At 45.1% G+C, this 14,752-nt stretch carries 13 protein-coding genes; all 13 read left to right on the forward strand.

The window, feature by feature from the left end:
* On the forward strand, nt 1-610 hold a 610-nt coding region (locus tag ACGF63_RS17285), incomplete at its 5' end, for an Rpn family recombination-promoting nuclease/putative transposase (RefSeq protein WP_387632294.1).
* A 719-nt stretch (nt 611-1,329) separates the two neighbouring features.
* Nucleotides 1,330-1,779: a phage tail protein gene (locus ACGF63_RS17290; protein WP_387632297.1), complete on the forward strand. Its 450-nt coding sequence runs from the start codon at nt 1,330-1,332 to the stop codon at nt 1,777-1,779.
* A 54-nt stretch (nt 1,780-1,833) separates the two neighbouring features.
* Nucleotides 1,834-2,928, forward strand: coding sequence for a phage tail sheath C-terminal domain-containing protein (locus tag ACGF63_RS17295; protein WP_152962888.1), 1,095 nt, complete (start codon nt 1,834-1,836; stop codon nt 2,926-2,928).
* A gap of 11 nt (nt 2,929-2,939) precedes the next feature.
* Nucleotides 2,940-4,352: a phage tail sheath family protein gene (locus ACGF63_RS17300; RefSeq protein ID WP_387632301.1), complete on the forward strand. Its 1,413-nt coding sequence runs from the start codon at nt 2,940-2,942 to the stop codon at nt 4,350-4,352.
* 54 nt (nt 4,353-4,406) lie between these two features.
* Entirely contained in the window at nt 4,407-5,615 is a 1,209-nt protein-coding gene (locus ACGF63_RS17305; protein ID WP_387632304.1) for a phage tail sheath C-terminal domain-containing protein, read from the forward strand.
* Between the two features lie 18 nt (nt 5,616-5,633).
* Nucleotides 5,634-6,092 carry a phage tail protein gene (locus tag ACGF63_RS17310; RefSeq protein WP_036848676.1) on the forward strand — a complete coding sequence of 153 codons (459 nt, stop codon included), beginning with the start codon at nt 5,634-5,636 and terminating at the stop codon, nt 6,090-6,092.
* A complete protein-coding gene (locus ACGF63_RS17315) occupies nt 6,089-6,268 on the forward strand; it encodes a DUF5908 family protein (RefSeq protein ID WP_152962885.1) in 180 nt (59 codons plus the stop codon). Before ACGF63_RS17310 ends, ACGF63_RS17315 begins: the two co-directional genes overlap by 4 nt.
* Nucleotides 6,255-6,938 carry a hypothetical protein gene (locus ACGF63_RS17320; protein ID WP_036848671.1) on the forward strand — a complete coding sequence of 228 codons (684 nt, stop codon included), beginning with the start codon at nt 6,255-6,257 and terminating at the stop codon, nt 6,936-6,938. The genes ACGF63_RS17315 and ACGF63_RS17320 overlap by 14 nt, the downstream gene beginning before the upstream one ends.
* Entirely contained in the window at nt 6,935-8,536 is a 1,602-nt protein-coding gene (locus ACGF63_RS17325) for a phage baseplate assembly protein V (RefSeq protein WP_152962884.1), read from the forward strand. The genes ACGF63_RS17320 and ACGF63_RS17325 overlap by 4 nt, the downstream gene beginning before the upstream one ends.
* 12 nt (nt 8,537-8,548) lie before the next feature.
* Nucleotides 8,549-8,995, forward strand: coding sequence for a GPW/gp25 family protein (locus ACGF63_RS17330; RefSeq protein ID WP_036848665.1), 447 nt, complete (start codon nt 8,549-8,551; stop codon nt 8,993-8,995).
* Entirely contained in the window at nt 8,992-9,408 is a 417-nt protein-coding gene (locus ACGF63_RS17335; protein WP_036848661.1) for a hypothetical protein, read from the forward strand. Before ACGF63_RS17330 ends, ACGF63_RS17335 begins: the two co-directional genes overlap by 4 nt.
* Before the next feature lie 83 nt (nt 9,409-9,491).
* Nucleotides 9,492-11,357: a hypothetical protein gene (locus ACGF63_RS17340; protein WP_387632311.1), complete on the forward strand. Its 1,866-nt coding sequence runs from the start codon at nt 9,492-9,494 to the stop codon at nt 11,355-11,357.
* Entirely contained in the window at nt 11,350-14,709 is a 3,360-nt protein-coding gene (locus tag ACGF63_RS17345) for a hypothetical protein (protein WP_387632313.1), read from the forward strand. Before ACGF63_RS17340 ends, ACGF63_RS17345 begins: the two co-directional genes overlap by 8 nt.
* Nucleotides 14,710-14,752: the final 43 nt, after the last annotated feature.

Below are 14,752 nucleotides of genomic sequence, written 5' to 3' on the forward strand. Positions count from 1 at the left end.
GCCTCTGCTGTTTTATCATGGCGAGGTTCGTCCTTATCCTTACTCAAACCGGTGGCTGGATTGTTTTACGCTTCCTGAACAGGCTGCTCACTTATACCGCCAGGCGTTTCCGTTGGTGGACGTCAGTGTGCTCAGCGATGAAGAAATCCTGACACATAAAGGCGTTGCCCTGATGGAGTTGGTGCAAAAACACATCCGCTGTCGGGATATGCTGGAGTGGGTCCCCCAATTGGTGGAACTCTTGAATGCAGGGTATAATACAGCCGAGCAGCGCAATGTGGTATTACGCTATATTTTACTGAATGGACATACGCTGGATCTCTCCCAATTTGTCCATCAACTGATTGAACAATCTCCGGAGCATGAAACGATGTTGATGACTATTGCAGAACAACTTGAACAAAAAGGGCTTGAGCGAGGTATTGAGCAAGGCCGAACAGAAGGTAGAGAGGAAGGTATTGAGCAAGGGCTTGAGCGAGGTATTGAGCAAGGCCGAGAGAAAGGTAAAGTGGAAACGGCTCAAGCCTTATTACGGCATGGCGTCAGCCTGGATATTATTGTCACCAGTACCGGACTGAGCCGGGATAAAATTGAAGCGTTAAAGCATTAAATTAATCTTCTCTTTATACAGCAAAATGCCGATATTCAAGATCGGCATTTTTGTTCTTATTTATAGGGAGCAAAATGACACCTTAAGAGCATGGAGAACGCGATTAGGTGAGTTGTTTGCAGAAACAAAATCACGGTTTATAAAAAAAAGTTATAATCCTTGATTTCAAATTTCAAACTATAATAGACGTATTATCTGTCTCCCTAAATAAACAATCTAACTTCAAACATGATTTCATTTTATCTATTTATTACTACCGTAAAAAATCCATTTTATTAGCACTGCAATAAGACTATCTTTTCCTCTTATACCACCAAGATTATTTTCTCCTATAGCGATTTGTATAATCATACTTACCTATCGATTTTTTGATCATAAATTAATCGATGAAACAGAAAATAATTCTCCATTCATAATTTTCCTACCCCTAAAACCAAATAAAACCGCGCCAATATCTAAAATGAGTAACCTCATCCATACCAATTAATGATTATCACTCACTATTAATTAATATTCCCTCAAAAGATTCATTACTTATAATCATGCCTCTTTATTAAATGCGAACTAAATAATCGCGAAATAAATTTTTTCAGAATAAATAATAACCTCCATAAGTAAGGTTGCTGCGGTAGCTATACCCATAGCTCAGTACCAGTAAAAACAAGGCGATAGCGCTCTGTTTATCTTTCAAACGTAAATAACTAATCAAGGAAAAAATTATGGCTACAACTCCAGAACAAATCGCTGTTGACTATCCGATCCCTGTTTACCGGTTTGTTGTTTCAATCGGTGATGAAAAAATCCCTTTTAACAGCGTTTCAGGGCTCGATATTAATTATGATGTCATCGAATATAAGGACGGCACCGGTAATTACTATAAGATGCCGGGTCAACGTCAGGCGATCAATATTACCCTGCGTAAAGGTGTCTTCTCCGGTGATACGAAACTGTTTGACTGGCTTAATTCCATCCAGCTTAATCAGGTTGAGAAAAAAGATATTTCAATCAGCCTGACTAACGAAGCCGGTACTGAAATTTTAATGACCTGGAATGTAGCAAATGCTTTCCCAACCTCTTTAATCTCCCCTGCTTTTGATGCCACCAGCAATGAAGTTGCCGTTCAGGAAATTAGCCTGACAGCCGATCGAGTAACCATTCAAGCGTCTTAAGACTGACTTTATAAAGCTGTTTACTCAGAATATTGCACAATAATTGGAGGCAACATGCCAACATATTCATATCCCGGCGTTTATATTGAAGAAGATGCCTCACCATCATTCTCTGTCCGCTCCGGTGCAACAGCAGTGCCTGTTTTTGCTGTTGCCGTCGATGATGATAAAAACAAAAATTCATTTGTATCAGATGATGCACCTACCCGTATTAATAGCTGGTTAGAATATCTGACACTCGCAGGCAGACAATTTGATCCGGCTAATACGCTTGATATTGCTCTACGCGCCTATTTTATTAACGGCGGTGGGTATTGCTATCTCGTTAAAACCACAGATTTAGAAAAACAAGTGCCAAAACTCGATGATGTCACATTGCTGGTTGCCGCCGGAGAAGATATCAATGAGGTGACGGGAAAACTGTGTAAACCAGGCAAAGGCTTATTCGCCATTTTTGATGGTCCAAAAGTTCAAATAACTTCGGATCAAAAACCAGACGATCTCCTCAAATCTTATTCTCCTACTCCTTATGGCGCAGTTTATTACCCTTACCTGACCGCTGAATGGGGAGAAAAGAAAGCCCTCGTTGATATTCCACCCAGCGCCGTGATGGCCGGTATTTATGCCCGTGTCGATAACAGCCGGGGAGTCTGGCAAGCACCGGCTAATGTGGCGATTCAAGGCGGATTGCAACCTAAATACCCGGTAACCGATGACCTGCAAGCACAATATAACCAAGGCAAGGCGCTGAATATGATCCGTACCTTTCCTAAAAGCGGCACGCTGGTTTGGGGAGCCAAAACCCTTGAAGACACAGATAACTGGCGTTATATCCCGGTTCGCCGTCTGTTTAACAGCGCAGAGCGGGATATTAAAAACGCCATGAACTTCGCGGTGTTTGAGCCAAACAGCCAACCCACCTGGAAAGCCGTGCAACGGGCTATCGATAACTATCTCTATGGCCTCTGGCAGCAAGGCGGCTTGATGGGCAACAAAGCCGAACAGGCTTACTTTGTTCAAATCGGTAAAAGCGTCACCATGACCGATGACGATATCAAGCAGGGCAAAATGATCATCAAAGTGGGTCTGGCCGCTGTTCGCCCAGCCGAGTTTATTATCTTGCAGTTCACTCAGAACATCGCTCAATAATGGGAGGCAATATGCCAACAACACCAACTTATCCTGGCGTCTATATTGAAGAAGATGCCTCACTGGCGCTTTCTGTCAGTCATGGGAACACGGCAATACCCGTATTTATTGGCCGTTTCTCGCCTAAAAAAACCAGCACCCCCCCACAAGTGACACGCGTTAATAGCTGGCTGGATTTCACTCACCTGTTTAATGTGGGTTGTGTTACGTCAATAGCGATTAAATCAACCGCACCGATTCCTCCTGAAAAACCGAAAACCATCGACGGCGATGTCTCAGTCGAAGACAATAAAGGGGCCGAAAACGATACAGGTACAGAAACAGAAGTTGTTGCCGCGGCAAAGGCCGCTCCCCATACGGAAGATAAAGAACCCGGTTACACCTACGAGGTGACTATCGGTACCTACACAACAAGTAGTAATGCGTTAAAACTTTATTTCCAAAATGGCGGCGGTCCTTGTTATATCCTGCCAATTGCTGATACCAGCGATACCAACACGTTGGCATTAATCCCTGAGTTAATTAAGCAGGCTTTAGACATTACCTTAATCGTCTGCCCTGAACAGGATCCTTCTTATCAGAGTACGATATATGGCAACCTGACCTCTTTATTAAATGCCGGATATTTTCTTATCGCTGACAATCAGGATAAAGCAACCGCCATCAGCGTTAACGTGCAATCACAAACCGCAACTTATTATCCAGCAGTTAAAGTCTCACAACTTATTCAAGCGGCAGATAGTTTGATCGCAGTTTCAGGTTACGAGGATGCAGCATCAAACGAAGTTAAAAATCTGGCGCAACTCAAAGATAAAAATCTAAGTGTCTATCAACAGGCTGTTGATGCAATACAGAACATAAGCAACATCATTCCTGCCAGTGCTGTCATGGCGGGCGTGTATTGCACCACTGATGCCAGCCGTGGCGTCTGGAAAGCACCGGCTAATGTTGTTCTCAGCGGAATTAGTGATGTAGCCGAACGGCTCACTGAAGATGAACAAGGTACCATGAACCAAAAAGGTATCAATGCTATCCGCTATTTCACCAACAAAGGTTTTGTCGTCTGGGGGACACGTACCCTGCAAGACGATGACAACTGGCGCTACATTCCGGTTCGGCGTTTATTTAATAGCGCAGAACGGGATATCAAGCAGGCAATGCGATTTGCTGTCTTTGAACCCAATAGCCAGCCTACTTGGGAACGAGTTCGGTCAGCGATTGACAACTATCTCCATCAACTCTGGCAACAAGGCGCGTTGGCCGGTAATAACCCGCAAGAAGCCTATTTTGTCCAGATTGGTGAGAATATCACCATGTCCGGCAACGACATTAAACAAGGGAAAATGATCGTCAAAGTGGGTATGGCGGCGGTACGCCCGGCTGAATTTATTATCCTTCAGTTTTCGCAAAATGTAGCACAGTAACCGTACTGAGACGCGGTTGAATACCGCGTCTATTCAGTCGTTGAGGAGACGATAATGGACATAAAACAGCCTGGCGTCACAATAACGGAGAGCCTGATATCCCAGAAACAGGATAATGCATTTATCGGTGTCCCGGTTTTTATTGGTTATACCCAACCCGCCAAAAATAGCCGTATCAGCGATAAAACAACCGTCAAGCTCACCAGTCTGGCCGATTTTACCCTGTCATTTGATGAGTCAGGATTAATATACTATTCAGTGCGTCACTTCTTTGAAAACGGCGGCCAGCAAGCCTATGTATTGTCACTGGGAACAGATAAACCACTGAACGATTTTCAATCGTTGACCACCACATTGCAACAGGATTGGGTTAAACAAGCGATTACCGCAGAGAGTGCCATCACGCTGATCGTCGTCCCTGATCTTGTCTACCTTAACCAAATGGATGATCCCGATTCAGACATCGTTCAACACGACAAAATTCAATTCTGGCTACAATCCTGGCAATCGGTACTCGATCTTTGTAAGAGCCGGCGCGGCATGATGGGTTTGCTGGATGCCCCGGATGAGCCGGCACTGGCTGATAAATGCTTAGCACAATTTTCCTCAAGTGATCGACAGTGGGGTGCCGTATACTGGCCAAGGCTAAACAGTGCCTATCAAGGAAGCGATCAAAAAAATATCGTGCTTTCGCCTACTGTGGCAGTTGCCGCCGTCATCCAGCATAACGATAACCAAATGGCCGTCTGGAATGCACCCGCTAACGTGGCATTAGCTAAAGTGATCAGCCCGGTACGCGCTTATATTGAAGCCGATGCCCTCTTTAATCGAGACGGCACTTCACTGAATCTGATCCGAAGCTTCCCCGGCAAAGGGATTAAAATCTGGGGATGCCGCACCCTGGACAACACACCCGGCTCGCCCTGGCGCTATATTCAAACCCGCCGTCTGGTTTCCTATATCGAAGCCCATATGACCCAACTGGGCCGCGCCTTTGTTTTTGAACCGAATAACGCCATCACCTGGATGAAGTTTAAAGGTCAAGCTTATAACTGGCTGCGTCAGTTATGGTTAAAAGGTGGACTGAGAGGCACCCAGGAAGATCAAGCATTTGAAGTACTACTGGGCATTGATGAATCAATGAGCGAAGCCGATCTGCGAGCCGGGAAAATGATCATGAAAATCAGGCTATCCGTGTTAATTCCAGCGGAATTTATTGAGTTGAGCCTGACATTTGATACCCGCTCCGGGATCACCCGTTAAATTAAGCAGGGGCAAAATATGAACAATTTATACACCCCGTCGGTGTCACACCGTTTTATCGCCAGTTTTCTCTTTAATAATATCCCCAGTCCACTTGATATCGCCTTCCAGCGCATATCGGGCCTTAGCCGTGAACTGCAAACCACCCAACACAGTCAAGGCGGGGAAAACGCCAGAAATACCTGGCTGGCTGAGAAGATCCAGCACGGCAGTCTGGTGCTGGAGCGCGGCGTCATGACAGTCACACCGCTCACTTTGGTGTTTGATCGCGTCCTGCGCGGTGAAAAAGCAGTTTATGCCGATGTCGTCATTATGCTGCTGAATGAAAATTCAATCCCCGTGGCAAGCTGGACGTTAAGCAACGCCCTGCCGGTGCGCTGGTCCACCGGCGACTTTGATGCCAATAGCAATACCGTTTTGGTGAACTCGCTAGAATTACGTTATCAGGATATGCGCTGGTTAGGAGTGAAAGTATGACTGTCGAAATTAAGGAACTAATTATTCAGGCCAAAGTCACCGATTCAACGAATAATCCGGTCTCGCCACGGACACTAGCGCAGGAAACGCTGGATAACGCCCGTCTGATTGAAATGGTGAAACGGGAAGTGCTGGACGCATTGCGTGAAACAGGAGGCCATCATGAGTTTAATTGAACGCAGCCTATCCCGACTTACCCTTACCGCCTTCAAAGACCGGGAAGGGAAAACCGCTGTGGGCAGTTTACAGGCGATGTACAACCCCGATGCCATCCAGCTTGATTATCAAACTCGCTATCACCAGGATGAAAGCGTTAACAGTGCCAGCCAGAGCAGCCGTTATGTGTTATCCCAACCCGCAGGCCTGTCGTTAATCCTGCTGTTTGATGCCACGATGCCCGGCAACAACACCCCGGTAGAAAAACAACTGGCGACGTTGAAAGCCCTGTGTGCGGTGGATGCCAGTACTAAAGTGCCCCACTTTCTGAAAATCAAATGGGGCAAAATGCGCTGGGAAAATAAAGGCTATTTCGCCGGCCGGGCCAGCGGCCTCAGCATTGATTACACTCTATTTGACCGGGATGCCACCCCACTGCGGGCCAGCGCCACCTTATCGCTGGTGGCGGACGAAAGCTTTGTTATTCAGGCCACCGAGCAGCAATTAAAATCACCACCGGTTACCGCGGTCAGCGTAACCGATATGCTCTCTCTGCCGTTGATTGCCCTGGGTGCCGGCGCTTCTCTGGCGGGCGGTATTGATTATCTCTCTCTGGCCTGGCAAAACGGACTGGATAATCTTGACGATTTCACCCCCGGACAAACGCTGCAAGCCAAGGGGGATGCATGAAGATACCTGCGATAACCCTCAAAATAGGTGGCAAAACGCTCAATCAATTTACCGTTATCAATCTGACAATCAACCACGCTATCAATAGCATTCCTTCTGCTAGCATCACGCTAGGTATCGCCGGCGATGCCAGCCATATTTTTGACGCCAAAACTCAAGCTGAACTCACAAGCTGTCGGCCAAATCATGAACTGATCGTACAGATGCAAAAAACGGTGCTGTTTCAGGGGATCATCGTTCGGCAAACGCTTGGGCTTAAAGGTCAGGACAGCATTATTACCCTGACCGCCAGACATCCGTTGCAAAAATTGACTCACAGCTTCCACTCGCAACTATTCAGTAAACAAAGTGATGAAGCGATTATTAGAAAGCTATTCAGCCAAGCCGGTATACCTGTCACGATAAAATCAGCGCCTCAGCTTAAAACGGTGCATGAGCAAATGGTGCAGTTCCGCTGTAGTGACTGGACGTTTCTCAAAAGCCGGCTTATCACCACCCATACCTGGCTGCTGCCCGGCAATGATACCGTGACGCTGGTCACACCTGCATCGCTGAATCAGTCAACCGTCCATACGATCCACCTGCGAGCCAACGTTCAGGATGTGGTGCTATTTGAGGCAAATCTGCAATGGGATAACCAGCGCAGCCCGAAAACGGTGAGTGTGCAGTCCTGGGATATCACCCAACAAAAATTATCTCAGGTAAATCAGGCAAAAAGCAGCGGGCTTGGCCGCAATCAGCTTGCCACAGACAATTTGCAACCACTGACAGGTCAAGAATGGCAATGGGTTCTCAGCTATCCGCTGGATAACGAGCAAGCCAAACACCTTGCTCAGGGCATCCTGGATAACCGGCGAAATCATAACGTCTCCGGCAGTTTCGAAGTCGAAGGCAATGATCGTTATCAACCGGGCCATATCCTGGCGTTAAACGGCTTTGGTCAGGGGATGGATGGTCAGGCGATTATCAGCGGTGTGAGTCAGACAATCGATCAGCGGCAAGGCTGGCGCACCCGGCTAACACTGGGCTTGCTGCCGGAAACCGAGCAGGTTGTACCGCAGGTTAAAGAGCTGCATGTCGGTATCGTGGAAAAATACCAAAAAGATAACCCGTCACTGGGGCGTATTCCCGTTAGGATCCCCGCCTTAAGCTTAACCAACGGTGTGCTTTTTGCCCGCTTAGGTAAACCTTATGCCAGCCATGACAGCGGATTCTGCTTTTATCCTGAACCGGGGGATGAGGTGATTATCGGCTTCTTTGAATGCGACCCCCGTTTCCCGGTGATATTAGGCTCCATGCACAACCCGAAAAATAAAGCCCCAATAGAACCCAGTGAAAAAAATCAAACGAAAGCCTTAGTCATCAAACAAGGAGATAACCAGCAGGAATTAATCTTCGACAATAAAGATAAAACGCTCGCACTCAATAGTGGAAAAAATACGTTATCGCTGCAACAGGATAAAGATATCACGCTTAATTCCAGCAAGAATCTCATCATTAATGCCCAGGAAATTAACCTACAGGCCGAAAAATCCCTGTCAGCCACTGGAAAATCCGGGGTCGATATTAAAGGTGCGAAAATCAACTTAACACAATAATAAGGCAGTACCATGACAGACAAAATATTAGCCGATATTTATGGCCGGGGCTGGGCATTTCCGCCACAGTTTTCGATAAAAGATGATTCTCACCCTGAAATACCCACCGGCGTCACCATAGCGGAAGGCGCAGAGAATGTTCGCCAGAATATGAAAATCCTTTTTCTGACTGAACCCGGCGAACGAATTATGCGTGAAAATTACGGCTGCGGCCTGAATGATTATCTGTTTGCCAATATCAGTGACGAATTGATGGCAGAGATTCAAACCCGGATTGAAGAGCGGGTACTGCGCTATGAACCGCGCGCAAATATTACCGAGATTCACGTGAACCAGAGAACGGACTTACCCAATACCCTGCATATTCAGGTCACTTACGCCCTGAGAGGCAGCGAAATCAGCCAGCAACTTGAAGGTGTCCTTGAAGTTAGCGAGGGCCAGTTACGGGTGAACCTATGAGCAAACAACTGGTGGTTGATGGCGACAATTTGCTGTTCGAACCGTTATTCGGCAACCGGCAGGTCACCATTCTGGGGCCGGCAACCATCCGAGGCAGCGGACACGCCCACATTCAGGGCAAAAAAATCGCGATTGTCGGCGATGAAAAAAAGGTCCAACTCCAGGCGCAATATATTACTCCCAGCCACCCGGTACCCGGCATGGGAATGGTCACCATTGCTCAATTGGATGCCAGCCAGCAGGCAAACTTTTGCCGCAGCCCTGCCACAGTCATTGTGGTCGGCCAGCAATTTATCGCCCGTTTTACCCCATCACAACCGGCGAATAATCCATCAAGCGGACCGGATGTCACAACGCCAAGTATGGGCAAAGGCCGTTTTATTGCCAGTCAATATGTTGTCAATGCCGGATAAATAATTCCCTTTAATCTTATTGTTAAATAACAACGCTCTCCTGAAAATCTATCAGGAATATTCGAATAACAGGTGGTATAAATATGGGACAAGCCGAGTTAGATCATAAACTCTCTGCTATTGTGCCGGATACTGCGTTTAAACTTGATGAAAGAAGTACACTGGATATTTTAAACTGGCTTAAAGCTTACGCTGAAAACATTCCTTTCGATCAAGATAAAAATCAGTTCTGGGACAATTTCTATTTTATTCAGGAAAATCATCCTCAACAATTAGCGGATATTTACCAAAACATGAATCAAGCAGATGGATATTTACCGGCACATCAAGCTTTTGTCTTGGCTTTTTTAACGCTATTAGAAACAACCAACCGACTATTAAATACCTTCCCGGCACGGCACCGTGATCTTTATTACCGGGAATTATTGGGATTGGAACCCAAAAAAGCTCAAGCAGATAAAGTTGCTATCGAAATTACGCTGAACACGGAAAACCCAGAATTTCTGATAACCCAGGGAACGCTGTTTGATGCGGGGCAAGACAACGCAGGTCATCCGTTACAATATGCATCTGATACGGATTTACTGGCGAATCAGGGAAAGTTAACCGATCTGCGTTGGCATCGGAAAGTTGGCAATGTCTGGAAATCAGCAATACTATTAAGCGACTCAGATAACATTGAATTCCCCAAAAACGGTATTCAACTTTTTAGCGAAACATCCCATGATCTCGAAGTTCAATCTGACCACCTGAATTGGGGCGAAGCAGATATATCGTCATTAACCCATGACACATTCTACTTAGGCTTTACCCATGTATTACCGGGACAAACTTTATCTTTATACTGGCAGTCAGAAGGCGTTAAAGCCCTCAATTTATCTTGGTCTTATCTAAATCAGAAAAATATCTGGCAGCCAATCAATCAACTGGTCCACGACCAAACCGGTAACCTGCTTGACCGGGGGATCTGGCGTACCTTATTGCCAAAGGATGCATCAAATCAAGCCGCCCAAATGCCGACAGGACGGTATTGGCTGAAAGCAGAGATAACCAATAAGGTTGAAGCCCAAGATTACCCACGGATTAAAGGCATACTGTATAACGCTACCACCGCCAAGTTAGTCAACGCAGAAACCATTGAGCAGGATCACTTTATCAACGGATTAGCCGCAGAAAGCATTAAACAGCCGGTCAACACATCCGTTGCCATCAGTGGTGTGACTCAACCCTGGGTATCTTGGGATGGTCACCCAAAAGAAACAGCACAAACTTTCCTGACGCGGATCCCGGCCCGGTTATCTCACCGTAACCGGGTATTGAGCTGGGGAAACATTGTCACCTTACTAAAAGAGCAGTTTGTCAGCCTATTTGATGTCAAATACCCTTCTGCCAGTGAGTTAACTAAAATCCCGGCACCGGAAGAACAGCAACTGATTGTGATCCCCGACAGTCGCTACAAAGATAACGATGATGTACTGCGTCCAGAATTGAACCCGGCCCGGCTGGCAGAAATGGTCAAGTGGGTAAGCCAATTAAGCAGCCCCTGGACAACGATTAAGATCAATAATCCAAAATACATTAACGTCAATGTCAATTACCAAGTGGCATTTATCTCAGGTATTAACCCCGCCTATGGTCATCATCAGCTACAGCAAGAACTTAGCCGAAAATATATGCCGTGGGGAGAAAATAGCGCTATCGGCGTAACGACAGGTAATCACATTGATTATTACTCGTTATTAGCCACCATCCAACAATCCCCTCTGGTTGAACGGGTCGTGGATTTAACTTTGGAAAAAGTTATCCCGCCGGTGAACAATATCAGTGCAAGTAAAGATGCCCCATCCACACCTACCGTAGGTAACAGTATCGAGGCCGCCGATGATGAAGTGCTAATTTTAGTCTGGTCAGAGAAGAGTTCCTCAAGCCAAGGAGTTAACAATGAATAATCAGGATGCCCTGTTTCCCATCGTCAAAGACGATATTACCTTTGATGCTTTACTCACTCAGGCCAAAACGGTTATTGAGCAGCAATCCGGCCAACACTGGAGCAATACCAGTGAAAATGATCCCGGTATCACCTTATTAGAAGCTTATTGTTATGGCGCCTCCGATCTGGCTTACCGCCACTCATTACCACTCAAAGATCTGCTTACGCCTAAAAAAGAAGAACAGACGCCCGGTGACGGTATTTTCCCTAAAGAGTTCGGTCCACAACAAATATTGACTTGTGGCCCCATCACTGCGGCAGATTATCGTCGGGCTTTGCTGGATTTACATAGCAGCGACACCGTGAGTGAAACCAGTGAAGATTATTTTTTCTTTAACGATGTACAACTCGTTCGTGAACCTGACAATCAACGCTATAAGTATTGGTATAACAAAAAGAAACGTGAATATACCTTTAACGATTTAGGCTCAGATGGCGAATTAACCCTGAGAGGAAACTACTGGCTTTATTTACTTCCCAGCAGGGAAACTCAAGCTAATAATAAGTTAGCTCAGGAAAAGCTAGAGGCTTTTCTGAAAGACAACCGTAATCTGGGAGAATCCATCAGTCATATTATCTGGTTGCAACCCACCGATCTCTCTTTACAGATTGATATTGAACTGAATGATGATGTCAAAGATATTGCCGACATCTTCGCCAAAGTTTATATGACAGCGGAACAAATGGTACTCGCCAGGCCTGTACGTTATACCACTCAGGTCATGAAAGATCAGGGTTACAGTAATGAAGAGATATTTTCCGGCCCTTATTTACATCACGGCTGGATACCGGAATTACCTCAGGCTAAAGATTACACCGGCGCTACCGTATTAAATTTAAGCCATCTGGTTAACCGATTATTAGCTATCCCAGGGATACAAAGTATTACCCAGCTGGCATTAGCTAATCACAATAAAACCATTACTCAAATACCGGGCGATAATTGGTCCTGGGAAATCGCTCAGGGATATTACCCCAAACTCTGGGGCAGCGATCCACTAAAATTGATCACCTCACCAACCAGTCCGCTCACCATTACTGCCAAAGGTGGGGTTAAAGTTATTGTTTCTAAACAACAGATAGAAGAAAAAATAATTGCAAATCCCCTGATTGATACACAACCTGAATTATTAGGTTGGGGTAAATATCGTAAAATCCGGGATTACTACCCGGTGAGCAATAAATTACCCACCTGCTATGGATTGCAAGCTTACGCCAGTACCCAACAGCAAATACAGTTGCACCAATTTATGCTGCCTTTTGAACAAATGCTGGCTAACGGCTGCGCCGAACTCGCTCTGTTGCCGAAACTATTGGCCTTTAAACAACGGGGAGAAGTAGTATACGGTGTGCAATGGCCTTTTAAAGATAATACCGTCAGCCATAACGTTCATCAAAATATCATGCCTGATTTAATGACCAGGCTAACTCATGATTCACAAATCTATATTGATGATATTCAACAACAAGATTATACAAACTATGCAAAAGAGCTGACAATTCTAAATTATCTGTTGGGCTATTTTGGTACTCAACGGGCAGCCAGACCCCTGACACTCGATCCACAGGATTTTTTATCTACCCAACGCGGCTATCTGGCTCAACAGCCTGAACTCACCTATCAACGTAATAATATTCGTATTGATAAAGTATCGGCACTGCAAAAACGGATTGCTGCCCGACTAGGGCTGGGCGGAGAATGTTTCAGTGAAACGCCCGATCTGGCTGAATTGCCTTTCTATTTGATTGAACATCGCCAGTTATTGCCGGTAAAACCCGACACAACATTCGATAAAGAGCAAAAGCCCGATTCTCTGGAAATTGAAGATGATCAATTAAAGATCACACAGAAAAATTCAGCGGGTCGGTTATTGCAAGGCCAAGTAATTAACCTGATTATCATTGAAGATGACCGAGAATTTCCGTTACGGGGCCAAATGATCACCGAGGTGACAGGAGATACATTCTCTCTTGGCATTCGAAACAGCACGGATCTGGAGCACAATCTGCACAGAATACAACAGGCATTTGATGAGGATAAGCTGCGTTGGCAAAATAGTCCGGTGTGGCTGGAAGATATGGATTATCAACTGGTTTATGCCAATGAGACGTATCAAAATGCTGACGAAGATGAACGTTGGATTACCTCCAGCGCTCAAAGCCCTTTCCCTGCAATGATCAAAGTCAATGACGAAATCACCCTGAAATATGTCATTACACCTTCTGGACCATCCCAGAAAATATCAGCTCGAGCCGTTCGTACTGCACCTCGATCCGAATATGAACTCAAAGCGCGCGTCATTAAATTTGATCGCATTAAGGGTAAAATATTAATTAGACGCAACAACGACTCACTGAATATCTTCCCATTAGAAGCAGAAGCCTGGCGTTATCGCTGGTATTTCTCCAGCGAAGAATATGCTTCGGCTGATCGCTTTTCATTTATAGTGAGTGTCGTAATTGACCGCCAACTCATTGAGAATGAACGTGTTGATCCTTACAAATTGGAATCTTGGGTGAAAACGGAGATTCTAGCTGAATTCCCCGCTCATATTTCGATGATTATTCATTGGCTTTCAGAGGAACATTTTGAAGATTTTGCCAGCACCTATAAACGCTGGCAAAACAATGACGCGCCTTTAGGGGATGAGGCATACCATATATTAGAGACCTTAACCCTGGGACGTTTGCCTTCTGCCGCAACAGGTATTGGCAGTATGCGAATTGCCACCGAACAGCAGCGTATTGAGGTGGTTGGTGAATCTGAAGATAAATGGCACGAAGAAGTCATAAAATCCAATCAGCTATTGTATGTGCCTTATACTAAAAGGGTAGTACGGGTAGATATTGACCTTAATAAAGAGAATGATAAATACACGGTTGTCTCAGAATTTCTGTATCAACCTGTAGATAATAAAGGAAAACTGGTTTTCTTAACCGATGATAATAAAATAGGACCTGAATATGCAGTACTGGAATCAGCTAATGCATGGACAGATTATTATGTCAAAGTTAAGAAAAACAAAAATGGTATTATTACCGATGAGATATTGCATATTAAAGCAAGAAAAAAAGTAGGGCTGAACTTATCATGGAAAGCAATGAATTTATATGATCTCTCGGCAGGAAATAGCTGGTCATTCTATTATGGATTTGTATTAGGCGATAATCAGGATCTTTCCGGCGCATCATTCTATACCGAAAAACCCCTCGTTTTATCACTGAATTACCTATCTGACCCTAAAGACCTTAAAGGAGAAACACGGACAAAATTTGGCTTTCATTTTATTTATGATGGAAATAAACTTTAAAAATAAATATCTCATTTATTCCCATATCATAATACTTTAAAAA

Origin of the sequence: Photorhabdus sp. RM322S, from assembly GCF_042879395.1 — a bacterium.
Lineage (GTDB): Bacteria > Pseudomonadota > Gammaproteobacteria > Enterobacterales > Enterobacteriaceae > Photorhabdus > Photorhabdus khanii.